Raw genomic sequence first — 24,451 nt, 5'->3', positions numbered from 1 at the left:
GGCGAGGCCGATACCCTGGAAAAGCTCGAAGCCCTGCTGCCATGGAACGTCCCGCTGGAGCCGATTGCAAAAAAAGTGGCGCAATACGGTAAAGGCAAGTAGGTCGATTTAACGGCGCTTACGATGAAACGCTCCCATTCACCATCAGGTCCGTTCTCTTCTGCTCGGGAAAAGCGATTCCAGTTCAAACTGCCAAACTGAGTAGCACGTCGCGCTGACCGCATGGTCGGACTAAACAGTTCTAGAGCCTTAGGTGTGCCAATGAACAGCACAGGTACCTTGATGACATTGGTCAGGGTAACAAAAAAATTCAGCATCTTCCCTGCACCACCAGATCGGGATTTTTCCAGATGCTGTATCTCATCGATGACCAGCAAGCCGACCGAGTGCAACGCCGCAACTCGGGCAATATCCCCCAACATCGATTCAGCTGAAGAGCGGGCTTTGGCGTAAAGCTGCTGATAGTCCGTTGCCAGGGCATCATCAACAGCACGAAAGAAGTTCGTGCAGAGATTTTTGACTGAACCATCATGTGGGCACTCCACTTTCAGCCAAACCAATTGGGTATGCTGGTACTCTAGGTGAAATATGGCCTGAGGATAGCTCTGCAAAATGGCCTCAACTGCTGTCGATTTACCGGCTCCCGAGCATCCAATCACAGAGCTTACCAGCGCCTCATTCCCTGCATTACGAGCAACGGCCTGAAAATCGGTACGACTGGCATCATCCAGATTACGTTGATAAGTTCGATCAGCAATATTCCGGCTGAGGTAGCCCCTGCGGATCATGCTGGAGATCATCTGCTCCAGTTGTAGATGCAACCTTGTGGGGTAAAGAAACTGGTCCAATATACGCATCATGGCATGACGACGAATATGTCCTGGCAGGACTATTTCTGACTCATCCACTTTAGGGTAACGGTTCAGCATCTGCGCCGTATCCTGTGGTGAGTTGATTTGCGGTAACGCATTGATCAAAGGCTGATCACGATACTCTTCAATCTCCCCTGCAATATAATGGGCAATTGGCAACTTACTCATCATCATCCCCCAGAAAGGCATCTAGATCCGGGTAATCCAGTTGCACGAGCTCGTCAGAGCGAAAAGCTATCACGTCTGCCGACTTCTTAGGTGAAGCTGCTGTCGAGGAGAGTTTTACACTGGATCGAGTGCGTTCTGCCTCCTTTTCATGAAGACGGTTATCCCGTATGCCACGCAAGCGTTCAGCATCAGATGTTCCTGATCGCCCTGTTTTTTTAGCTCTCTCCCTGGCCACCAGTTGTTCGATGTCAGTTTGTAGATCCGGCTTTTCAAAAGCCTCACTCTGTCTGGCGCTCGCTTGCGTTTTACGCGTAGCCGCCAACAGTTTGCCTGCCTCAGCAAAGCTCAAATCACGGAACCGACGACTGCGATCTGAAAGTTCACATATCCAATAGGACTCATAGCTGCCATCAGGTCGAAGGTAGACCGTATTGGTTCGTCGAGGATCGAAAGATACTTCTACTTTGCTTGGTCGATTTTGCCGGATTCGATCAAACCAACCAGCCTTCAATGCCTCCTGGCAGGTGTAAATCAGTCCTTTAAGGGTGATGCCTAGCTCAGAGACTGTAGCCTCTTCGTATGGCAGCAAATTAATTCTGGCCAATGTATCATCACATGGTTTTAGTTTTCCGGTGCGGTGCTGGATCCCCCAATTCCACAGCTCAAGAGGAACAGCAGGCAAGTCCTCTGGCATATCAGGGGCCAGGTCATATCCTGAAACAACATGATGTGTGTTGTGATTGATGACCAATCGAATCATCAGTTCGGTAAAGGCACTCAGACTGAGCTCTGCGTCCAGTTCATATCGACGGCCAATACGTTTTTTACCGTTGATGGGCTCAACGATACCACCAGCATAAGGTCGGAAACCTGCCTGCATGGTATTGAATGCCCGTTCGCATATCCCTTTATCATCGCCACGATAGGCTCGCGCATTACTCAATTGAATATTGAAACGATTAACCAATACATCAGCCTGCCGATAGAGCAGTTCGCCGCGGTCAGCCATGATGCCTGCCGGGATCCCCATACTGGGCCATTGGGAAGATTCTATTGTGATACCGTATTGCAGGCAAAATGCCACTTTGTCAGTGAATGCGTTGGCCAACGCGATCATGGCCGCCACCCATGATGGATTCTCTAGACCCACATACATACCCACAATCATGCGACTGAAGACATCTTTCACAAAGTAGATGACTGGGCGACCGATAATCACATTCGGATCATGATCTGACACCAGATAGATATCCCCAATAGTGGCATCAATTTCATATCGAGCCCCAGGGCCAAAATTCATGTAACCAGAAGTACTGACAATAGGTCGCTTATCCTTGTTATAGACAATCGATGGCGTTCTTTTCTTAGCAACATCCGTAGCCAAGTAATTGGTTTTATAGAAATAGCTGAACTGTGCCATTGTCGGAATGCTGGTTTTATCCGCATTGGGAAAGCGTGATTTGTACAGGCCAACGGCTTTGTCTTTGGCGCCTCCTATCGGTAATTTGTTATTGATCAGATAAAAGCCTTCAATAGCCAAGCGAAACAAATCAGCCACCTCATCGGTGATTATTGTTCCGATGCCTTCCGATACTGTGCGCTTGCGGCCCAATTTGACTTCAACCTGCCGACGCTCTTTTCCGCGTCCACCACAACGATGGTAATCTGGAGCTAAAGCATTGGGGGCCATGCCACGCTGCCAATAGCGACGCAACTGTCTAGTAACATACAGCCGGGGTTTATCTATTTGTCCCAGCAAGGATTTGATCAGTACATTACGCTGAGTTTTATCGAACAGACTGATGTACTGGGCAAATAATGGCTCCAATGCTGAGAATGCCTCATCACGCTTGGCTTGGGCCACACTGTTTGGTTCAACGTAGGGCAGGGGGAAGGGATCATTGATCGGCATGAACTCCGCCAACTGGAGATCATCCTCAGTCATGGGAAACGGCCAAGCATTGGTATCATCAATGTCAATCAACATCAGTTGTTTTAACTGTTCCAGCACGACCCTATACCGCTGCTTGGACTGAGGATCTATGAACACCTGATTAAGAAGCATGTCCTACCCCTTTGCTCATCTGGTGTGCCTGCATTTCAAGCTCATCACTGAACCAACCATGGAATGGCTTTTCGATAGGGGCCATGATGACATGATGGGCAACTGCATACCGCAAGACACTGATATGAAATCCTGGTTCAAGCTGATACTCATCATCAAGTTTCCCACACAAGCGGGATATCTTGCCTTTCGGCTGCTGACGGAGTCGAAAAATGAGATCTTCAATATCGGAAAAGCTAAACTCAAATGTCTTGGCTGTTTCTGTATCCAAATAAGGACGTAGCCAACCAAGATTCTCTTTCAATCCATCAGGTACTTCTCTTTCTGTAAACAATCGCCACTGAACGCCTTTGCTCTCCCAATAGGCCTTCTCTATCTGGAGTTTTTCAATAACGCGTTCCCTACCCAATTCTGTTGATGGCTTCACGGCTATCGCCAACTGGGTTCGATCTGCAAAGTCGATGAGCAGATCCGTGGTCACAACATGCAAATACTCACCGACTTGGGGATGACGGATACCTAACTGACGACAGACATCCAACGAATCATCAATGGGTATAGGAGATTGTTCCCGAATGTCGACGGTTGTGGGGTACCAATCAAACACCAAGAATGCCGCCAGTTCGATACCTGACAACAGGTGATGGACTCGTCCTACCGTTGAGCTGCAGACGCGAATGCTCTCACCTTGGCTACTGAGGTCATCCACTCTGACAAAAGGCACATAGTCCTTGCCGCTACCTAGGCCGCGTGTTTTTAAGCGCTTCCGATCCTTGGGATGGAGTGGTTTGTTGCTGTCAGACATGAAAAGGCCCTCGCTGCTCTTTTGAGCATAGCGAGGGCCATAAAAATATCAAACTATATTATTAACTATCAAAGTTTATTATTTTTATCAAACTTTATTCTACCAACACATCTTTTTTCCTTTCTGACAACGGCTTATTCCACAGTCACCGATTTCGCCAGGTTGCGCGGCTGATCCACATCCGTGCCTTTGATAAGCGCGACGTGGTAGGAGAGCAGCTGCAACGGCACGGTATAGACGATAGGGGCTATCATCTCTTCCACGTGGTTCAGGCTCATCACCCGCATGGTGGCATCGCTCTTGAAACCGGCGTTCGCATCGGCGAACACGTAAAGGATACCGCCACGAGCACGGACCTCTTCCACGTTGGACTTGAGCTTCTCCAGCAGATCGTTGTTCGGTGCCACGACTATGATGGGCATCTCGGCATCGATCAGCGCCAGCGGGCCGTGTTTCAGTTCACCAGCGGCATAGGCTTCGGCATGGATGTAGGAGATCTCTTTGAGCTTGAGCGCTCCCTCCATGGCGATGGGGAACTGGCTGCCACGGCCGAGGAACAGGCTGTGGTGCTTGTCGGCGAACTCTTCGGCCATAGCCTCGATGTCCTTGGCCAGCGCCAGGCTCTCCTTGATGCGCAGTGGCAATGCTTGCAGCGCCTTGACCAACTCGGCCTCGGCGGCGGCACTCAGGTTGCCACGGCAGTGACCAACGGAGGCCACCAGCATCAGCAGGCCAGCCAGCTGGGTGGTGAACGCCTTGGTGGAGGCCACACCGATCTCGGCACCGGCACGGGTCATAAAGGCCAGATCCGACTCGCGCACCAGGGAGGAGCCCGGCACATTGCAGATGGCCAGCGAGCTCATGTAGCCGGACTGCTTGGCCAGACGCAGGGCGGCCAGGGTATCGGCGGTCTCACCACTCTGGGAGAGGGTCACCAACAGGCTGTTGGGGCGTACGACCGACTTGCGATAGCGGAACTCGGAGGCGATCTCCACGTCGCAGGAGACACCGGCGATCTCTTCGAACCAGTAGCGGGCGACCATGCCTGAGTTATAGGAGGTACCGCAGGCGACAATCTGGACGTGCTCGACCTTGTCGAAGATGGCACGGGCGCCGTTGCCGAACGACTCGACCACAACGTGATCTGTGCCCAGACGGCCTTCCAGGGTATTGGTAATGGCTTTGGGCTGCTCGTAGATCTCTTTGAGCATGTAGTGACGGTACTCGCCCTTGTCACCGGCATCGTGAGAGAGTTCGGACTCCAGCTCTTCGCGCACCACGGCCTCCCCATGGGTATCGAAGATGTGCACGTCGCGACGAGTCACCTCGGCCACATCGCCCTCTTCCAGGAAGATGAAGCGACGGGTCACTGGCAGCAGGGCCATCTGGTCGGAGGCAATGAAGTTCTCGCCGATGCCGCGACCGATCACCAGCGGGGAACCGGAGCGGGCCACCACAACGCGGCTGTCGTCACGGCTGTCCATCACGACTGTGCCGTAGGCACCGCGCAGCTGCTTCACCGCAACCTGCATGGCCACCAGCAGACTGGGGGCGGATTTCAGCTCGTGGTGCACCAGGTGAGCAATCACCTCGGTATCGGTGTCGGAGCTAAACACATAGCCCAGCCCTTGCAGCTCGGCCCGCAGCTCTTCATGGTTCTCTATGATGCCGTTGTGTACCACCACTATGTGCTCGGAGATGTGGGGGTGGGCATTGCGCTCGGACGGCTCGCCGTGGGTGGCCCAACGAGTGTGGGCGATACCAGTACCACCGTGGACGGACTGCTCCTCCAGCGCCTTGGCCAGTTCGGCCACCTTGCCCAGACGGCGAACCCGCTGCAGCGGCTGGTTAGCGCTGAACACGGCCACACCGGCCGAGTCATAGCCACGGTATTCCAGACGGCGCAGGCCTTCGACCAGAATTTCAGCCACATCACGTTGGGCGACGGCCCCGACGATGCCACACATAGACTTCTCCTCAAAAGGTAAAAATGGAAATTCGTTTGGATATTCAGGTTAAGCCGCCACGGGGGCGCAGATCAGCGTGATCCCCCGGGCTTGAATCTGTTCTCTGGCCGAGGTGGCCAAGCCTTCGTCGGTCACCAGGGTCTGGATGTTCGCCCAAGGCAGCTCGAGGTTGGGGATCTTGCGGCCTATCTTCTCCGACTCAACCATGACGATGACCTCCCGCGACACCTCAGCCATGACCCGTGACAGACCAACCAGCTCGTTGAAGGTGGTAGTGCCCCGCTCCAGGTCTATGCCATCGGCGCCAATGAACAGCTGGTCGAAGTCATAGGAGCGCAATACCTGCTCCGCTACCTGACCCTGGAAGGATTCAGAGTGAGGGTCCCAAGTGCCACCCGTCATCAACAGAATAGGCTCATTTTCCAATTCCCGCAGGGCGCCGGCCACGTTAAGGGAGTTGGTCATAACGATGAGGCCGCGCTTGTTTCCCAGCATGGGGATCATGGCGCTGGTGGTACTGCCGCTGTCGATGATGATGCGATTGTGATCGCGGATCCGTTCGGCGGCAGCACGGGCTATGGCCAACTTTCGTTTCGAAACTTGCTCGGGATTGCAGTCCACCACCATCTCGCTGGGCAGGGGTATGGCACCACCGTAACGACGCAACAGCAGGCCACCGGTTTCCAGCACAGCCAGATCTTTGCGGATGGTCACTTCAGAGGTGGAGAAGTGCTTGGCCAGGGTATCGACGCTCACTTCACCCTGCTCCTGCACCAGGCTCACTATGGTGTGGCGGCGCTGCTGAGTATTACGTTTGGTCATCTTTAAGTTTCGATTCGAAATAATATCGAAATTTTAGCGCCTTTTTTGGAAAAATAAAACAGCAAATAGGATCCGATTTGGTTCGATGCCAGAATGGGGACGCTGATTTGCGACGAGGACGCCATGCAAAAAAAAGTCATCTGGCTGGTGGAAGATGAGGCCAGCATCGCCGACACCCTGATCTATGCGCTGCAAACCGACGGCTTCGAGGTGGAGTGGTTTCCCCTTGGTCAGTCGCTGTTGACGCGACTGGAACAGACGCGGCCCGATTTTCTGATCCTGGATGTGGGGCTGCCAGACATCAGCGGCTTCGAGCTATGCAAGCAGGTGCGGGCGCTGACCGACGTGCCCCTGATGTTCCTCACCGCCCGCAGCGAGGAGATAGACAGACTGATCGGGCTGGAGATAGGGGCAGACGACTATGTGGCCAAGCCCTTCTCGCCACGGGAAGTTTGCGCCAGGGTGCGGGTAATACTGCGCCGTAGCCAGCCCACACTCCCCCAACCGAGCCAATTGCTGGCACTGGATGAGGAGCGGGCCCGCATCAGCTTTCACGGTCAGCCACTGGCGCTCACTCGCTACGAATACCTGCTGCTCAAGACGCTGATGCAGGCACCGGGCCGGGTCTACTCCCGCCAGCAGCTGATGGATCGGGTATGGAGCGGGGCGGAGGAGAGCCTGGATCGCACCGTCGATACCCATATCAAGACCATCCGCGCCAAGCTGCGGGAGCGCGACCCGGACGCCAACCTGATCCTGACCCATCGCGGGCTGGGCTACAGCCTGGAACTGGCATGAACATGCTGCGGCCGGGCACCGGCCGGGAGTCGACATGAGAATTGGACTGCAACTGCTGTGCGGGCTGGTACTGATCTTCGCACTGGCCGCCTGGTTCGTACTGGAGATCTTCGTCGAGGAGATAAAACCCGGGGTACGCAGCGCCACCGAAGATACCCTGGTCGACATGGCCCAGATGCTGGCGCCGCTGGCACTGGACGATCTGCAGGAAGGAAAGGTGGCGGATGGCAGGCTGGCCAGCGCCTTCGCCCGCCTCAACCAGAGTCCCATCAATGCCCTGATCGACGGCCACCTCAAACAGCAGGCAGAGTACCGCATCTACGTAGTCGACCGCTGGGGCAAGGTGGTTTACGACTCGGACGGGATGGATCTGGGCAAGGACTACTCGCGCTGGAACGATGTCTATCGCACACTGCGCGGTGAATACGGAGCCCGCAGCACCCGCAGCGATCCCGACGATCCCGCCAGTTCCGTGATGCACGTGGCCGCGCCGCTGCGGGAAGGGGACGATATCCTGGGATCCCTCACGGTCGCCAAGCCCAACCGCACTTTGTTGCCCATGATAGAGCGCAGCGAGCACCAGCTGTTACAGGGGGCGGCCCTGCTGCTGTTCATCTCGCTGCTGATCGGCGCCCTGCTGGTGTGGTGGCTCAACCGCGCCATCGGCAAGCTGGTGCACTACGCCGATGCGGTCAGCCACAACCAGCCGGCCAGCCTGCCACCGCTCTACAGCCCCGAGCTGGACCGGCTTGGCCGATCTCTGGAGACCATGCGCCGCCAGCTGGATGGCAAGGCCTATATCGAAGCCTATGTGCACAGCCTGACCCACGAGCTCAAAAGCCCGCTGGCCGCCATTCGCGGGGCAGGGGAGTTGCTGGTGGAAGCGCCGCCACCCGAGGTGGCGCGGCGCTTTATCGGCAACATCAATCTGGAGACGGCCCGCATGCAGCAGCTGATAGAACGTATGCTGCAACTGGCCAAACTGGAGTCGGGGCAGGGGTTGGATCGCCAGGCCACCGACCCCGCCAGGCTGGGGAGACGGGCGCTCGATGCCCGCCAGATCATCGCACAGCGCCGCCAGGTGACGCTGGTGGCCGAACTAGGCGAGGCCCAGAAGCAGAAGTGGGACTCGCTTCTGGTGGAGCAGGCCCTCGGCAACCTGCTGGACAACGCCCTCGACTTCTCACCCGCTGGCAGCACGATCAGATTGACCGGCGAGATGCACGCCGACGGTTACGGCTTTCGGGTACGGGATCAGGGGCCCGGCATTCCGGACTATGCCCTGCCACGTATCTTCGAGCGTTTCTACTCCCTGCCCAGGCCTGACAAGGGCAAGAGCAGCGGCCTGGGGCTCAGCTTTGCCTCCGAGGTGGCCCGCCAACACGGCGGCCACCTGAGCCTCGGCAACCAGCCCGATGGCGGTGTGCTGGCCGAGCTCTGGCTGCCCACCGGCTGACTCTTCACACTGGCCACATAAAGCGGCGTCATACTCGCTCCTCCCGGCCCTTAGCCCCATTTGCCCAAGGAGACCCCATGTCACGCACTCTGTTACCCGGCCTGCTCGCTGCAGGCCTGCTATTCTCGCTGCCGACCAGCGCCGCCTCCGGCTGCCTGCTGTTTGCCGATGGCAGCGGCAAGCCCATCAGCAGCCAGGGGGATTGCTCCAGCCAGCTGACTCCCGCCTCCACCTTCAAGATCCCGCTGGCACTGATGGGGTATGACAGCGGCTTCCTGGTGGATGAAACACTGCCGGCCCTGCCGTTCAAACCCGGCGACGATGACTGGCTGCCCGCCTGGCGCGAGACCACAACCCCGAGCCGCTGGCTCACCTACTCTGTGATCTGGTACTCCCAGCGCCTCACCGAGTGGCTGGGGATGGAGCGCTTTCAGCAGTACGTCGATCGCTTCGACTACGGCAACCGGGATCTCTCGGGCAACCCCGGCAAGCACGACGGTCTGACCCAGGCCTGGCTCAGCTCCAGCCTCGCCATCAGCCCCCAGGAGCAGGCTCGCTTCCTCGGCAAGCTGGTGAGCGGCAAGCTGCCGGTCTCCGCCCAGACCCTGCAGCACACGGCCAATATCCTGCGTCAGCCCGATATTGACGGCTGGCAGATCCACGGCAAGACCGGCATGGGCTACCCCAAGCTGCTGGATGGCAGCCTCAACCGGGATCAGCAGATCGGCTGGTTTGTCGGCTGGGCCAGCAAGCCGGGCAAGCAGCTCATCTTCGTCCACACGGTAGTGCAAAAACCCGGCAAGCAATTCGCCTCGCTCAAGGCGAAGGAAGCGGTGTTTGCCGCCCTGCCCGAACAGCTGAAGAGGCTGTGATGCCAATACCGGTGCAAGGCGCCGGTTTTTTTATCCCCCTTCACCCCCACTTCACACAAGCCCATCTCCCCTTCACTTCGCGCTGACAGACTCGTTCCATCCAACAAGGAGACGTGTCATGGTCAAACAGATATTCACCCACAAGATCTTTCTGCTGCTGTTGCTCAGCCTGCTGCTAATGGTGCCGGTGCAATCCATCATGGAGCTGAACCGGGAGCGTCAGGCTTACCGCAGTCAGGCCATTCACAGCATCATGGCCAGCAGCAGTGGTCCGCAGCGGCTGATGGGGCCGGTTGTGGTGCAGCCTTACACCCGCATTGTCACAGTGGAACAGGATGGCAAGCGCTTCGAACGCAAGCAGCAGATCTACCGCTACCTGCTGCCGGAGCAACTGGAGGTGCGGGCCAACATGGAGGTCACCCCCCGCAAGCTCGGCATCTATCAGGCTCAGGTCTATCACGCCCAGCTCTCCCTCTCCGGACGCCTGCCCACCGGGCTGAACAGCAAGGCCCCGATAAGCGGCGAGCCAGAACTGAGCGTCGATGGCACCGATCCGGCGCTGGTGGCTGGGACACCCTATCTGAGCCTGGTGCTGTCCGATGCCCGCGGCATCAACCGCGTGCCGGAGCTGCAATTGGGTGAACAGAGTATCCCGTTTGCCCCCGGCGCCCTGTTGGGTGACGGGCTGGCCGGCATCCATGCGCCGCTCGCCGCGCTACCGGGGGAGGGCGGTACTTTTCATATCGAGCTGGATCTGCAGGGGATGAATGAGCTGGAAGTGGTGCCCCTCGGCCAGGACAGCAAGCTCAACCTCGCCAGCAACTGGCCCCACCCCAACTTCATCGGCGACTTTCTGCCGGGCAGCCGCACCCTCACCGCCCAGGGGTTCGACGCCAGCTGGCAGAGCAGCTGGTTTGCCACCGACATGGAGAGCCGTTTCAATCGCATGATGCAGGGAGGGGAGGAGCCGCTGCCCGCCTTCAGCGTCAGCCTGGTGCAGCCGGTGGATCACTATCAGCTCAACGAGCGGGCGGCCAAATATGCCCTGCTGTTTATCGGCCTCACCTTTATCAGCTTCTTCATGTTCGAGCTGCTCAAGGGGCTGCGGGTCCACCCAATCCAGTACGCGCTGGTGGGCATGGGGCTGGCCATCTTCTATTTGGTATTGCTGGCGCTGACCGAGCACCTCGGCTTTGGCTGGGCCTATCTGGTCGCCGCACTGGCCAGCGTGCTGCTCAACGGCTTTTACCTCAGCCATGTGCTGGGTGGCCCGAAACAGGGGATCGGCTTTGCGGCGCTGCTCGGGCTGGTCTACGCCATCCTGTTCGGTCTGCTGCAAGCACAGGAGATTGCTTTGCTGCTCGGCGCCCTGCTGCTGTTCGCCATACTGGCGCTGATCATGGTGCTGACCCGCAAGCTCGACTGGTATCAGGTGATGGACTACAACGCCCCCGTCACCACATGGGCTGCGCCCCAGCCATCGACCAGTGACACCAACCATCAGCTATAAGCCAAAAAAACCGGCGCCATCAGGCGCCGGTTGCATTTTATTGATCGGGCATCACTTCTTCTTGACCGGACGTGCCCAGTTCTTGATGTGACGCTGGGGCACCCGGGTGATCACCAGCTCGTTCTCGGCTACATCCTTGGTGATGGTGGAGCCCGCCCCCAGGGTCGCGCCCTTGCCGATGCGCACCGGCGCCACCAGCTGGGTATCGGAACCGACAAACACATCATCCTCTATGATGGTCTGGAACTTGTTCACGCCGTCGTAGTTGCAGGTGATGGTACCGGCACCGATATTCACCTTGGCACCGACCTCGGCATCTCCCAGATAGGTGAGATGACCACACTTGGAACCGACCCCGAGACGGGATTTCTTCATCTCGACAAAGTTGCCAACGTGCGCATCCTGCTCCAGTACGGACCCGGGGCGCAGACGGGCAAACGGGCCGACCGAGCACTGATCGGCAATCTGGGCACCTTCGATGACGGAGTAGGGCTTCACTTCGGTGTGATCGCCAATGACGCAATCCTTCAACACGGCACCGGCACCGATACGCACGTGGTTGCCGAGCGTCACCTTACCCTCGATGATGACGTTGACGTCGATCACCACCTCTTCACCGATCTCGAGCGACCCGCGCAGATCGAAACGAGCGGGGTCGATCAGGGTGACACCGGCGATCATCAGCTGCTCGGCCTGCATCTTCTGGTAGCTGCGCTCCAACTGTGCCAGCTGAACCCGGTTGTTGGCACCTTCCACTTCCATGGCGCTGTCCGGATGGACGGCGGCGATGGGGCAACCGTCGGCATGGGCCATGGCGATCACGTCGGTCAGGTAGAGTTCGCCCTGGGCATTATTGTTATCCAGGCGCGACAACCAGCCACGCAAGTCGGCGCCGTTGGCCACCAGCACGCCGGTGTTCACTTCACGGATGGTCAGCTGCTCGGCATTGGCATCCTTCTGCTCGACGATGCCGACCACCTGACCGTTGGCGCGCACTATGCGGCCGTAACCGGTCGGGTTGTCCAGCACCACTGTCAGCAGCGCCATGCCGTTGTCAGCCTTGGCGGCCAGCAGCCGTTGCAGGGTCTCCGGCTGGATCAGCGGGGTGTCGCCGTACAGCACCAGCACGTCATCTTCATCTTTCCAGAACGGGATTGCCTGGGCAACGGCATGGCCGGTACCCAGTTGCTGCGCCTGCAAAACCCAGTTCAGGTCGGGCGCAAGGATCCGCTCCTTCAACAACTCGGCACCGTGGCCATACACCAGATGCAGTTGCTCGGCACCCACCTTGCGGGCGGTGTCAATCACATGGGAAACCATGGGTTTATTGGCTACCGGGTGCAGCACCTTGGGCAGGACTGAACGCATGCGGGTACCTTTACCCGCCGCCAGGATCACGACATTGAGGGACATAACTCGACCTTTGGAACATGAATAAATACTCGGCGGAGTCTATCCAACGAGTAAAAAAAAAGCGACCCGAAGGTCGCTTTTTGCATCACCGTTATTAGCGGTAATTCTTTTTGACGATATCGATAACCCGCAATTGGGCCATCGCCTTGGCCAGCTCGGTGGCGGCCTGGGCGTAGTCGATATCACCATGGGAGCTGTGGATCCGCTCTTCGGCTGCGCGCTTGGCTTCCTGGGCTTTCGCCTCATCCAAGTCGTCAGCACGAATCGCAGTGTCCGCCAGCACGGTCACGGATTCGGGTTGCACTTCCAGCATGCCGCCGGAAATATACAACACCTCTTCGCTACCATTTTGCTTGATCAAGCGGACCAGGCCCGGCTTGATGGCAGTCAGCAACGGAGCATGACCGTGACGGAGACCCAGCTCACCTTCGGAGCCTGATACCTGAGCAGATTGCACCCGACCGGAAAAAAGTTTCCCTTCGGCGCTCACCACATCCAGGTGAAAGGAGATCATCTCAGCCATGGGCCCTCCTATCGAGGCTTACAGTTTCTTGGATTTCTCGACGACTTCGTCGATGCTGCCAACCATGTAAAACGCCTGCTCAGGCAGATCGTCGTACTCGCCTTTCAGGATGCCCTGGAAACCACGGATGGTCTCTTTCAGCGGCACGTATTTGCCCGGAGAACCGGTAAACACTTCTGCCACGAAGAACGGTTGAGACAGGAAACGCTCGATCTTACGGGCACGGGCTACGGTCAGTTTGTCTTCTTCTGACAGTTCATCCATACCCAGGATGGCGATGATGTCCTTCAGCTCTTTGTAGCGCTGCAGTACGGTCTGTACACCACGAGCGGTCTCGTAGTGCTCCTTGCCTACCACCAGCGGATCCAGCTGACGGGAGGTGGAGTCCAGCGGGTCAACGGCCGGGTAGATACCCAGTGCCGCGATCTGACGGGACAGAACGACGGTGGCGTCCAGGTGGGCGAAGGTGGTCGCCGGAGACGGGTCGGTCAAGTCATCCGCAGGCACGTAAACGGCCTGGACTGAGGTGATGGAACCGGTCCGGGTGGAGGTGATGCGCTCTTGCAGAACCCCCATCTCCTCGGCCAGGGTCGGCTGGTAACCTACTGCAGACGGCATACGGCCAAGCAGTGCGGATACTTCGGTACCGGCCAGGGTATAACGGTAGATGTTGTCCACGAAGAACAGCACGTCACGACCTTCGTCACGGAACTTCTCGGCCATGGTCAGGCCGGTCAGCGCCACGCGCAGACGGTTTCCGGGCGGCTCGTTCATCTGACCGTAAACCAGAGATACTTTGTCCAGTACGTTGGACTCCATCATCTCGTGGTAGAAGTCGTTACCCTCACGGGTACGCTCACCCACACCGGCGAATACAGAGTAACCACTGTGTTCGATGGCGATGTTACGGATCAGCTCCATCATGTTGACGGTCTTGCCGACACCGGCACCACCGAACAGACCGACTTTACCACCCTTGGCGAACGGGCATACCAGGTCGATAACCTTGATGCCGGTCTCCAGCAGGTCGTTGCTGTTGGACTGATCTTCGTAGCTGGGGGCCGCGCGGTGGATGGACCAACGCTCTTCTTCACCGATCGGACCTTTTTCGTCGATCGGATCGCCCAGTACGTTCATGATCCGACCCAGAGTCGATACACCGACCGGCACCTGGATGGATTTACCGCTATTCATTACTTCCAACCCACGACGCAGACCGTCGGAGGAGCCCATGGTGATGCAACGAACGACGCCGCCGCCGATCTGTTGCTGCACTTCCAGCACCAGACCCAAGCCTTGACCTTCGCTGACGACCTTCAGTGCATCGTACACCTGGGGCACGGCATTCTGCGGGAACTCGATGTCCACCACAGCGCCGATGATTTGGACGATGAAACCGTTACTCATGTCAAATCCTCTAAACCTTTGATAACCCTTGCCTTACACCGCAGCAGCACCGGATACGATCTCTGTCAGCTCCTGGGTAATACTGGCCTGACGGGCCTTGTTGTATACCAGTTGCAGATCGTTAATCAGGTTACCGGCGTTGTCAGTCGCGGCTTGCATGGCAACCATTCGGGCTGCCTGTTCACTTGCCAAGTTTTCTACCACCCCCTGGTACACCTGGGATTCGACGTAGCGAATCAACAGGGTATCCAGCAGTTGCTTGGGATCCGGCTCATAGAGGTAATCCCAGGGTTGCTGCTTGGCGAGCTTGCTGTCTTCAGTTACGGGCAAAGGCAGCAGTTGATCGACTCGTGGTTGCTGCACCATGGTGTTGACGAACTTGTTGTACACCAGGTACAGCTTGTCAATCTCACCGTTGTCGTAAGCCTTCAGCATGACTTTGACTGAACCAATCAGGTCATTGACGCTCGGGTTGTCACCCAGTCCTGCGACATGAGCTTTCACCTTGGCGCCGTGCCGTTCAAAGAAGTTGGAGGCCTTGTTGCCGATCAATGCCAGGTCAACCTTGGCACCTTTCGCGCTCCATTGCTTCATATCATTGAGGGCAGCCTTGAACAGGTTAATGTTCAAACCGCCACACAGGCCACGGTCGGTGGAGACGACGATGTAACCCACTCGCTTGACCTCACGTTCCATGAGGTAGGGGTGCTTGTATTCCAAGTTCCCCTGGGCGATATGGCCGATCACCTTGCGCATGGTTTGAGCGTACGGACGGCTGGCAGACATGCGTTCCTGCGCACGGCGCATCTTGCTTGCTGCCACCATCTCCATAGCGCCGGTGATCTTCTGAGTGTTTTTCACACTCCCGATCTTGTTACGTATCTCTTTTGCGCCGGCCATCTCTTACTCTCCATCAGGTGGCAGCTCGCGCTGCCACACACGCTTACCAGGTCTGGGTTGCCTTGAAGTCATCCAGCAACGCAGTCAGCTTGCCAACGATCGCGTCGTTGTAGTCTGCTTTGGCATTGATTTCAGCCATCAGCGAACCATGCTGGGTATTGGCGTAAGAGAGCAGAGCGGCTTCGAAGTCGACGATCTTGTTCAGCTCGACATCGGAGAGATAGCCTTTCTCGGCGGCGAACAGCACCAGCGACTGCTGGGCCACGCTCATCGGAGAGTACTGTTTCTGCTTCATCAGCTCGGTCACTTTCTGACCATGGTCCAGCTGCTTGCGAGTCGCCTCGTCCAGATCGGAAGAGAACTGGGCAAATGCCGCCAGCTCGCGATACTGGGCCAGTGCGGTACGGATACCACCGGACAGCTTCTTGACGATCTTGGTCTGAGCGGCACCGCCCACACGGGATACGGAGATACCCGGGTCAACCGCCGGACGAATACCGGAGTTAAACAGCTGTGACGTCAGGAAGATCTGACCATCTGTGATGGAAATCACGTTGGTCGGTACGAATGCAGACACGTCACCGGCCTGGGTTTCGATGATCGGCAATGCGGTCAAAGAACCGGTCTGGCCTTTCACTTCACCCTTGGTGAACTTCTCTACGTACTCGGCGTTGACGCGAGCAGCACGCTCAAGCAGACGGGAGTGCAGATAGAAAACGTCACCCGGGTAAGCTTCACGTCCTGGCGGACGGCGCAGCAGCAGGGAGATCTGGCGATAAGCTACGGCCTGCTTGGACAGGTCATCATAGATGATCAGCGCGTCTTCACCGCGGTCACGGAAGTACTCACCCATGGAGCAACCGGCATACGGAGCCAGGTACTGCAGGGCCGCCGCTTCGGAGGCAGAGGCAACCACCACTATGGTGTTGGCCAGGGCACCGTGCTCTTCCAGCTTGCGCACCACGTTGGCGATGGTGGAGGCCTTCTGGCCAATCGCAACGTAGACACACTTAATGCCGGAGTCTTTCTGGTTGATGATGGTGTCGATCGCGATGGCGGTCTTGCCCACCTGACGGTCACCGATGATCAGCTCACGCTGGCCACGACCGATGGGGATCATGGCATCGATGGCTTTCAGACCGGTCTGAACCGGCTGGTCAACGGACTTGCGCTCGATAACGCCCGGGGCGATCACTTCGATCGGCGAGAAGCCGTCGTTGTCGACCGGACCTTTACCGTCGATCGGCTGGCCCAGGGTGTTCAGCACCCGGCCCAACAAACCACGACCGACAGGCACTTCCAGAATACGGCCAGTGCCTTTTACTTTCATTCCTTCTGACAGACCGTCATAGGAACCCATGATCACAGCACCGACGGAGTCACGCTCCAGGTTCAATGCCAGAGCAAAGCGGTTGCCCGGCAGCTCGATCATCTCACCTTGCATGGCATCGGCCAGGCCGTGAATACGAATGATACCGTCGCTCACAGAGACGATGGTACCTTCGTTACGCGCTTCGCTTTTGACATCAAACTGCGCGATGCGCTGCTTGATAAGCTCGGCGATTTCAGTGGAATTCAGTTGCATGCTCTAATACCCCAATCAAGATTGCAGCGCGTCAGCCATGCGATCCAGCTTACCGCGGACAGAGCCGTCGATTACCAGATCACCGGCCTTGATGAGCACCCCGGCCATCAAGGACGCATCCATGCTGCAATTCAGCTTCACTTTGCGCGCGAGACGTTGTTCCAGAGAAGCCTGAATAGCGGCTTTCTGCTGGTCGGTCAGTTCGGTCGCCGAAATCACGTCAGCCTGAACTTCTTTATCCAGTTCAGCCTTGAACGCTACAAATTCAGCAACGACCGCCGGCAGCACACCCAAGCGACCATTCTCGGCCATCACCCGGATCAGGTTCTGGCCATGCTCGTCGAGTTGCTCACCGCAGACGCCCACAAACAGGTTTGCGAGCTCTTCGGCAGCCACAGAGCCGTGTACCAGTGAGTGAATTGTCCCGTTCTCCGCTACTTGTGCAGCGAAGCCGAGCATCCCCAGCCACTGGTCAACCGCCTTGTGCTCAACGGCAAACTCGAAAGCAGCCTTGGCGTAGGGGCGAGCGATTGTAGTCAGTTCAGACATAGCCCCGTTCCCGTTACAGTTCTGCTACCAGTTTGTCGACGATGTCGCTGTTGGCAGCCTGGTCGATGTGACGCGCCAGGATCTTCTCTGCACCAGCAATGGCAAGAGCAGCAACCTGCTTACGCAGTTCTTCTTTGGCACGATGACGTTCAGCTTCGAGCTCGGCTCGGCCCTGAGCCAGGATTTTTTCCCGCTCAGTCTGGGCTCCGACAGCAGCATCATCAATGATCTGGGCTTTACGTTTGTTAGCCTGCTCAATGATTTCTGCAGCCTGAAGCTTGGCTTCTTTCAGCTGATCGGTGGCGTTGGCCTTGGCCAAATCCAGATCTTTCTTGGCACGCTCTGCGGAAGAGAGGCCATCAGCAATTTTTTTCTGACGAGCCTCGATGGCAGCCATCAGGGGCGGCCATACAAACTTCATGCAGCACCAGACAAAAATGATGAAAGCAATTGTCTGACCGAGGAGGGTGGCATTGATACTCACAACCAAGACCTCTCTATATGAAATTTAAAAAGAAAGTGATAACAACAGCATCACTTATCAGGCTGCAACCCCGAAAATCAGGTACAGAGCCATACCGACCACAATCATCGGGATTGCATCGACCAGACCCATTACGATGAAGAAGTTGGTACGCAGGATAGGCATCAGGTCAGGCTGACGCGCAGCGCCTTCCAGAAACTTGCCACCCAGCAGAGCGATACCGATAGCGGCACCGACAGCGGCCATACCCAGCATGATTGCAGCGGCAAAGTAAATCATTTCCATCTTTATATTCTCCAAACAGAGCGAGTAAACGTAACAGGATTAATGGTCTTCACTGGCCATCGACAAATAGACAATGGTCAACACCATGAAGATAAAGGCTTGCAGAGTAATTACCAGAATGTGGAACAGTGCCCAAGGCACGCTAAGCAGCCATTGGGACCACCACGGTAGCAGACCAGCGATCAGGATAAATACCAGTTCACCGGCATACATGTTACCAAACAGACGCAAACCCTGAGAAACGGGTTTGGACAGCAGGGTAACCAACTCCAACGCAATGTTAACAGGGATAAATGCCCAGTGATTGAAAGGGCTGAGGGTCAACTCTTTCACAAAGCCCGAGACACCTTTCATCTTGATACTGTAAATGATGATTAAGGCGAAGACTCCCAGAGCCATGGACATAGTGATGTTAACATCGGCGGAAGGAACTACTCGCAAGTTGGGGACGCCCAGCAATTGTGCTGTGTAGGGCAGGTAGTCAACCGGGATGAGGTCCATCAAGTTCATCAGGAAAACCCAGATGAACACGGTCAGTGCCAGCGGAGCGATCAGCTTGCTCTTACCGTGGAAGATACCCTTGACAGTGTCATCCACAAACTCGACAACCATTTCTACAAAACACTGAAGCTTGTCTGGCACACCGCTGGTCGCCGTCACGGCCACCTTGCGGAATATCCAGATAAACAGAGCGCCGAGGATAACGGAAAATATCATGGAGTCGATATTTACCGTCCAGAACCCCGAACCCACTTGCAGATGGTGCAGGTGGTGGGAGATGTATCCCTGAGTAGTCAGGGCTTCTCCGGTTGCAGCCATGAGTTTTCCTAGTAGCGGTTATTGAGAACGATCGTTATGACCCATTGGAAAAACAGGGATAGCGAATAGGTGACATAAAGGGGGAGATGCTCCACCTCGACGTACAGGAGTACAGTCACGAAGAGTGCGACTGTACTTACCAGCTTGATCCCTGCTCCAACACAAAAATCCCACAACACCCAGCCCGCACTCCCGGGGCCAAGCTTCCGGCTCAACGTAAAGAGACTGAACAGGAGTTGTGGAATCAGATATACACCTCCCCCATAGAGGGACGCGTATCCAGCAGGAATGCCTCTCAGGTGAACCCAAACGGCACTCACAACCAAGATCAGGGTAAGTTGGCAAGCAAGTATAGCCAAGGCCAGTGTCAAACCTTTCCAGGCTAATTTTTGCTCCACCAAATGCCCCCTGAACATTACAGAACTGTAAAAATCGACATGTTGACACACACGAAATGACAGCCCAAAAAGCCGGTCAAATTATACCCTTGAAGGCGGTGATTGCAATATGACAAAAACCCTTAATTTTTGCGGCTTTCCGTACAGAATCAAGGTTACGTTCATATCAAAAGGAATAGATGTTTTATTACTACAAAAAGCGTAAAAATCACGTTTCTGACAGGCCAAAATAGCCCAATACCCGGTCCAAACCGGCTAAGTTCTCGTAACTTATTACTAACTTGCCGCTATCCTGCTTCCCCGGCTGAAGTTGTACCTGATTACCAATTTTTTCTGAAATCTGGCGCTCCAGGTAACCAAACTGCGGATCACGGACAGGTTCAACCTTGGCTTTTGCCGGTTCGAGTGTTTTTTGAACCAGCTTCTCGGTATCTCGCACTGTCAGCCCCTTCTGGGCAACCAGCTTGGCCAGTTCGGACTGGGCCTGGCCACTCAAAGCCAGCAGGGCGCGGGCATGACCCATATCGAGATCACCGTGCTCGACGAAACGCTTGACGTCGTCGTTGAGCTGATTGAGACGCAACAGGTTGGTGACCGTGGTGCGGGACTTGCCTACCGCCTCGGCCACCTGCTGGTGGGTCAGCTCGAATTCGGTCAGCAGCAGCTGCAGGGCGACCGCCTCTTCGATGGCATTGAGATCTTCACGCTGGATGTTCTCAATCAGCGCGATGGCGACGGCGGCCTCGTCAGGCACATCCTTGACGATGCAGGGCACAACGTCGAGGCGGGCCAGCTGGGAGGCACGCCAACGTCGCTCGCCGGCGATGATTTCAAAGGATTGCTCGCCAAGGGGGCGCACCACGATCGGCTGGATCACCCCTTGGGCGCGGATGGAATTGGCCAGATCTTCCAGTGCATCCTGCGACATGTCCTTGCGTGGCTGGTACTTGCCGGACTGTAACCACTCCACCGGCAGCCTGCGCAGCTCACCCTGATTGGTGGGGGCCATAGCCTGCTCGGTACGCTGGTCGCTCATCACCTGTTTCTGGCGCGCGGCCGTGCTGGTGCTGAGCAGGGCGTCCAGCCCCTTGCCCAGTCCACGTTTTTTCGGCGTCATATGCTCTCTCGGTCTGCGATGGTCACCTGACGCTCCTGCTCCTGGCGGCGCAGCATCTCGCCCGCCAGCGCCAGATAGGCCTTGGCACCCACCGATGATTTGTCATAGTGCATGGCCGGAGCACCGAAGCTCGGTGCCTCCGCCAGTCTTACGTTGCGGGGGATGATGGTGCGATAGACCTTGTCCCCGAAATGCTGTTTCAGCTGATCGGACACATCATTGGCCAGCCGGTTGCGGTGATCGAACATGGTGCGCAGCACCCCTTCGATCTTCAGCTCCGGATTAACCACGGCTGCCAGCTTGCTGATGGTGTCGACCAGGGCGGTAAGCCCTTCCAGTGCATAGTATTCGCACTGCATGGGCACCAGCACGGAATCGGCGGCGGCCATGGCGTTCACGGTCAGCATGTTGAGAGAAGGCGGGCAGTCGATGAAGATGTAATCGTATTTGTCCCGTACCGAGGCCAGCGCATTGCGCAGGCGGATTTCGCGGGCAAAGAATTCCATCAGGCGGATTTCGGCCGCAGTCACGTCGGCGTTGGCGGCGATGAGGTGATAGCCCCCCGAGGTTTCGGGGATGATCACCTCGCCAATGGGGGCGTCTTCGATCAGCAGCTCATAGGCAGTCCGTTCGACTTCGTACTTGTCGACACCGCTGCCCATGGTGGCATTGCCCTGCGGATCCAGATCGATCACCAGCACCTTGCGCCGGGTGGCGGCCAGGGAGGCGGCCAGATTCACACAGGTGGTGGTTTTACCCACTCCACCCTTCTGGTTGGCTATGGCGATGACTTTTCCCACACTATCCCCTAAATGAAACTGCGACCCTATTCGGGCTGGACATGTTTAAATTCCAGCAGATGACGTTCGCCTTCCAGTTCCGGCACCACCAGTTGATGGGAGGCGACCAGACGTATGTTGGCAGGCAGTTGAGCCAGCTCGGGCCCGGGGTATTGCCCCTTGAGCGCCAGGAAGCTGCCCTGGGCCGACGGCAGATGATGACACCAGGTCAGCATGTCCTCCAGCGAGGCAAAGGCCCGACTCAGTACACCATCAAACCCGACGTCGGGTTGATACTCTTCAACACGGGATTTGACGGGCGTCACATTGGTCAAGCCCAGCTCCTGGATCACCTGGCGGATGAAGTTGATCCGCTTGCCCAGACTGTCCAACAGCACGAACTGCTTGTCCGGATTGATGATGGCCAGCGGCAAGCCAGGCAGCCCTGGACCGGTCCCCACATCGATGAAACGTTCACCGTGCAGGTGAGGACTCACCACCAGACTGTCGAGGATATGCTTGACCAGCATGGCGTCCGGATCACGCACCGAGGTGAGATTGTAAGCCTTGTTCCACTTGTGCAGCAACTCGACAAGCTGAACCAACTGGGTCTTTTGGGTGTCGGTGATAACAATACCGGCCTGCATAAGCAGGCCGTTCAATCTTTCCAGCATGTTTTCCAACGGTAAGAATCCTCAGGCGGTTTTGCGCAGCAGGCCGTGTTTTTTCAGGTGAACCAGCAGGATGGAGATGGCAGCCGGGGTGATGCCGGAGATCCGGGAAGCCTGACCTATGGTCTGCGGCCTGGCATCGCTCAGCTTGGCGATCACCTCGTTGGAGAGACCGTTGACGTCGCGGTAGTTCATGTCCAGCGGCAAGAGGGTGTTCTCGTTGCGAAGCTGTTTCTCCACCTCGTCGTGCTGACGTTCGATGTAACCGGCGTACTTGATCTGGATCTCCACCTGATCGGCGGCGGCGTGATCGCTCAGTGCCGGCCCCACCCCCTCGATGGCCATCAGCGCATCGTAGGTCACTTCGGGACGACGCAGCAACTCTTCCAGACTCTGCTCGCGGGTCAGCGGGGCATTGACCAGAGCGTTGACTGCCTCCAGCGACGGATGTTGCGGGTGGATCCAGGTCGAACGCATGCGCTGTTGCTCCAGCTCCACCTGTTCCATCTTGACGTTGAACTTGCCCCAGCGTTCGTCGTCCACCAGACCCAGCTCACGGCCGATGGCGGTCAGACGCAGGTCAGCGTTGTCTTCCCGCAGCAGCAGGCGATATTCGGCGCGGCTGGTGAACATGCGGTAGGGCTCGCGGGTTCCCAGGGTGGAGAGATCGTCCATCATCACGCCCATGTAGGCCTGATCCCTGCGCGGATGCCAGGGATCCTTGTCCTGGGCACGCAGACCGGCGTTCAAACCGGCCATCAGGCCCTGGGCTGCCGCCTCTTCGTAACCCGTGGTGCCGTTGATCTGGCCAGCGAAGAACAGATTGCCGATGCACTTGCTCTCCATGTTGGCCTTGAGATCCCGTGGATCGAAGAAGTCATATTCGATGGCATAGCCGGGGCGGGTGATATGGGCATTTTCGAAACCACGAATGGAACGCACTATCTGCACCTGCACGTCGAATGGCAGGCTGGTGGAGATCCCGTTCGGATAGAGTTCGTGGGTGGTCAGGCCTTCCGGCTCGACAAAAATCTGGTGCGCCGTTTTGTCCGCGAAGCGGGTGATCTTGTCTTCGATCGACGGGCAGTAGCGTGGGCCAATCCCTTCGATCACCCCGGCGTACATGGGGCTGCGATCCAGATTGTTGCGGATCACATCGTGGGTACGCTCGTTGGTGTGAGTGACGTAGCAGGGCACCTGGCGTGGGTGCTGGCTGGCGTCGCCGATAAACGAGAAGACGGGGCGCGGATCATCGCCGTACTGGGCCTGCATGACGGAGAGATCAACGCTGCGAGCATCGATCCGCGGTGGTGTACCCGTCTTGAGACGATCGATGCGCAGCGGCATCTCGCGCAGCCGTTGAGCCAGGGCGATCGAGGGAGGATCCCCGGCGCGGCCGCCCTTGTAGTTTTCCATCCCGATGTGGATCAAGCCATTCAGGAAGGTGCCTACGGTCAGCACCACCGTCTTGCCGCTGATGCGGATCCCGCTCTGGGTCACCACACCGGCAACACGATCCCCGTCCATGATCAGATCATCACAGGCTTGCTGGAAGATCTTCAGGTTCGGGTAGTTCTCCAGCATCTGACGTACGACGGCTTTGTAGAGCAGTCGATCCGCTTGAGCACGGGTGGCTCGTACCGCGGGCCCCTTGGAGGAGTTCAGGGTACGGAACTGGATCCCGCCAAGATCGACGGCTCGCGCCATGATCCCGCCGAGGGCGTCAACTTCCTTGACCAGGTGTCCCTTGCCGATCCCGCCGATCGCCGGATTACAGGACATGTGTCCCAACGTATCGATATTGTGGGTCAACAACAGGGTATTCAGACCCATACGGGCTGCCGCTGTTGCTGCTTCGGTTCCTGCATGACCGCCACCGACGACGATCACATCAAATTGTTCATGGTATTGCATTGGGGATCACCTTGATCTGCACGCCTGAAGATCGTTGTTTGCCTAGGCTGAGGGGCGGAACATTCTATCTGTTTCGCGCCCTGAGGGGAATGTCTACTTAACGGTCAGTATGGAGGGAAGATCCACTTAATAGATCTTAAGGATCTTTAGATCGATCTTTTATTGGATCTTTTATTAGGATCCACCATTTCTGTTGATAAGCGCTTTTTGATCATAAAGATCATCTGGTTAAAGGCGATCCCAGCTTGTGGAAAAGCTTGGATCCTGGCCCC

General features: G+C 56.9%; 22 protein-coding genes and 1 pseudogene. 4 read left to right on the top strand and 19 right to left on the bottom strand.

Features of this window, described 5'->3' with window-relative positions; genetic code table 11:
* Positions 1-236: 236 nt before the first annotated feature.
* The 5 genes and pseudogenes from GWQ22_RS05715 to GWQ22_RS05695 all read right to left on the bottom strand — a co-directional run.
* Positions 237-788 (bottom strand): annotated as a pseudogene (locus GWQ22_RS05715) (ATP-binding protein); the annotation flags it as partial.
* Positions 789-1,032: 244 nt separating this feature from the next.
* Positions 1,033-3,105, bottom strand: coding sequence for a Mu transposase C-terminal domain-containing protein (locus tag GWQ22_RS05710; protein WP_275919810.1), 2,073 nt, complete (start codon positions 3,103-3,105; stop codon positions 1,033-1,035).
* The gene (locus GWQ22_RS05705; protein ID WP_275929710.1) at positions 3,095-3,910 is read right to left on the bottom strand and encodes a TnsA endonuclease N-terminal domain-containing protein; all 816 of its coding nucleotides are present in this window, start codon (positions 3,908-3,910) and stop codon (positions 3,095-3,097) included. Before GWQ22_RS05705 ends, GWQ22_RS05710 begins: the two co-directional genes overlap by 11 nt.
* Positions 3,911-4,044: 134 nt before the next feature.
* Entirely contained in the window at positions 4,045-5,877 is a 1,833-nt protein-coding gene (gene glmS / locus GWQ22_RS05700) for a glutamine--fructose-6-phosphate transaminase (isomerizing) (RefSeq protein ID WP_275929709.1), read from the bottom strand.
* Positions 5,878-5,925: 48 nt separating this feature from the next.
* A complete protein-coding gene (locus tag GWQ22_RS05695; RefSeq protein ID WP_275929708.1) occupies positions 5,926-6,699 on the bottom strand; it encodes a DeoR family transcriptional regulator in 774 nt (257 codons plus the stop codon).
* A 123-nt stretch (positions 6,700-6,822) separates the two neighbouring features.
* Here GWQ22_RS05695 and blrA point away from each other — a divergent pair, with 123 nt between their 5' ends.
* From blrA to creD, 4 genes are all read left to right on the top strand, one after another.
* On the top strand, positions 6,823-7,497 hold the full coding sequence (gene blrA / locus GWQ22_RS05690; protein WP_275929707.1) for a beta-lactam response regulator transcription factor BlrA: 675 nt from the start codon (positions 6,823-6,825) through the stop codon (positions 7,495-7,497).
* Between the two features lie 34 nt (positions 7,498-7,531).
* Complete coding sequence (blrB, locus tag GWQ22_RS05685; RefSeq protein ID WP_275929706.1) at positions 7,532-8,953, top strand: beta-lactam sensor histidine kinase BlrB; 1,422 nt, start codon at positions 7,532-7,534, stop codon at positions 8,951-8,953.
* 77 nt (positions 8,954-9,030) lie between these two features.
* Complete coding sequence (gene blaOXA / locus GWQ22_RS05680; protein ID WP_275929705.1) at positions 9,031-9,825, top strand: class D beta-lactamase; 795 nt, start codon at positions 9,031-9,033, stop codon at positions 9,823-9,825.
* 118 nt (positions 9,826-9,943) lie between these two features.
* Positions 9,944-11,335 (top strand): cell envelope integrity protein CreD, encoded by a 1,392-nt coding sequence (creD, locus tag GWQ22_RS05675; protein ID WP_275929704.1) that lies wholly within the window; start codon positions 9,944-9,946, stop codon positions 11,333-11,335.
* Positions 11,336-11,386: 51 nt separating this feature from the next.
* Here creD and glmU read toward each other — a convergent pair whose 3' ends face one another.
* From glmU to mnmG, 14 genes are all read right to left on the bottom strand, one after another.
* On the bottom strand, positions 11,387-12,748 hold the full coding sequence (glmU, locus tag GWQ22_RS05670) for a bifunctional UDP-N-acetylglucosamine diphosphorylase/glucosamine-1-phosphate N-acetyltransferase GlmU (protein ID WP_275929703.1): 1,362 nt from the start codon (positions 12,746-12,748) through the stop codon (positions 11,387-11,389).
* Positions 12,749-12,842: 94 nt separating this feature from the next.
* Positions 12,843-13,271, bottom strand: coding sequence for a F0F1 ATP synthase subunit epsilon (locus GWQ22_RS05665; RefSeq protein ID WP_042037169.1), 429 nt, complete (start codon positions 13,269-13,271; stop codon positions 12,843-12,845).
* Between the two features lie 18 nt (positions 13,272-13,289).
* A complete protein-coding gene (gene atpD / locus GWQ22_RS05660; RefSeq protein WP_042037168.1) occupies positions 13,290-14,678 on the bottom strand; it encodes a F0F1 ATP synthase subunit beta in 1,389 nt (462 codons plus the stop codon).
* 33 nt (positions 14,679-14,711) lie between these two features.
* Positions 14,712-15,578 carry a F0F1 ATP synthase subunit gamma gene (gene atpG, locus GWQ22_RS05655; RefSeq protein WP_042037167.1) on the bottom strand — a complete coding sequence of 289 codons (867 nt, stop codon included), beginning with the start codon at positions 15,576-15,578 and terminating at the stop codon, positions 14,712-14,714.
* Positions 15,579-15,621: 43 nt separating this feature from the next.
* The gene (gene atpA, locus GWQ22_RS05650) at positions 15,622-17,163 is read right to left on the bottom strand and encodes a F0F1 ATP synthase subunit alpha (RefSeq protein ID WP_042037166.1); all 1,542 of its coding nucleotides are present in this window, start codon (positions 17,161-17,163) and stop codon (positions 15,622-15,624) included.
* Positions 17,164-17,178: 15 nt separating this feature from the next.
* Positions 17,179-17,712 (bottom strand): F0F1 ATP synthase subunit delta, encoded by a 534-nt coding sequence (gene atpH / locus GWQ22_RS05645; RefSeq protein ID WP_212514636.1) that lies wholly within the window; start codon positions 17,710-17,712, stop codon positions 17,179-17,181.
* Positions 17,713-17,725: 13 nt separating this feature from the next.
* Positions 17,726-18,196 carry a F0F1 ATP synthase subunit B gene (gene atpF / locus GWQ22_RS05640; protein WP_042037194.1) on the bottom strand — a complete coding sequence of 157 codons (471 nt, stop codon included), beginning with the start codon at positions 18,194-18,196 and terminating at the stop codon, positions 17,726-17,728.
* A 57-nt stretch (positions 18,197-18,253) separates the two neighbouring features.
* Positions 18,254-18,496 carry a F0F1 ATP synthase subunit C gene (atpE, locus tag GWQ22_RS05635; RefSeq protein ID WP_042037164.1) on the bottom strand — a complete coding sequence of 81 codons (243 nt, stop codon included), beginning with the start codon at positions 18,494-18,496 and terminating at the stop codon, positions 18,254-18,256.
* A gap of 24 nt (positions 18,497-18,520) precedes the next feature.
* A complete protein-coding gene (gene atpB / locus GWQ22_RS05630; protein ID WP_042037163.1) occupies positions 18,521-19,300 on the bottom strand; it encodes a F0F1 ATP synthase subunit A in 780 nt (259 codons plus the stop codon).
* An 8-nt stretch (positions 19,301-19,308) separates the two neighbouring features.
* The gene (locus tag GWQ22_RS05625; RefSeq protein ID WP_042037162.1) at positions 19,309-19,716 is read right to left on the bottom strand and encodes an ATP synthase subunit I; all 408 of its coding nucleotides are present in this window, start codon (positions 19,714-19,716) and stop codon (positions 19,309-19,311) included.
* Positions 19,717-19,906: 190 nt separating this feature from the next.
* Positions 19,907-20,815: a ParB/RepB/Spo0J family partition protein gene (locus GWQ22_RS05620; RefSeq protein ID WP_275929702.1), complete on the bottom strand. Its 909-nt coding sequence runs from the start codon at positions 20,813-20,815 to the stop codon at positions 19,907-19,909.
* A complete protein-coding gene (locus GWQ22_RS05615) occupies positions 20,812-21,615 on the bottom strand; it encodes a ParA family protein (protein WP_042037160.1) in 804 nt (267 codons plus the stop codon). Before GWQ22_RS05615 ends, GWQ22_RS05620 begins: the two co-directional genes overlap by 4 nt.
* Before the next feature lie 26 nt (positions 21,616-21,641).
* Positions 21,642-22,268 (bottom strand): 16S rRNA (guanine(527)-N(7))-methyltransferase RsmG, encoded by a 627-nt coding sequence (gene rsmG / locus GWQ22_RS05610; protein ID WP_108535733.1) that lies wholly within the window; start codon positions 22,266-22,268, stop codon positions 21,642-21,644.
* A 21-nt stretch (positions 22,269-22,289) separates the two neighbouring features.
* Positions 22,290-24,179: a tRNA uridine-5-carboxymethylaminomethyl(34) synthesis enzyme MnmG gene (gene mnmG, locus GWQ22_RS05605; RefSeq protein WP_212514633.1), complete on the bottom strand. Its 1,890-nt coding sequence runs from the start codon at positions 24,177-24,179 to the stop codon at positions 22,290-22,292.
* Positions 24,180-24,451 lie beyond the last annotated feature (272 nt).

The organism is Aeromonas sp. 1HA1, assembly GCF_029237385.1.
Classification (GTDB): domain Bacteria; phylum Pseudomonadota; class Gammaproteobacteria; order Enterobacterales; family Aeromonadaceae; genus Aeromonas; species Aeromonas popoffii.
The sequence above is the reverse complement of the archived record's forward strand: the minus strand, read 5'-3'. Positions and strand labels throughout refer to the sequence as shown.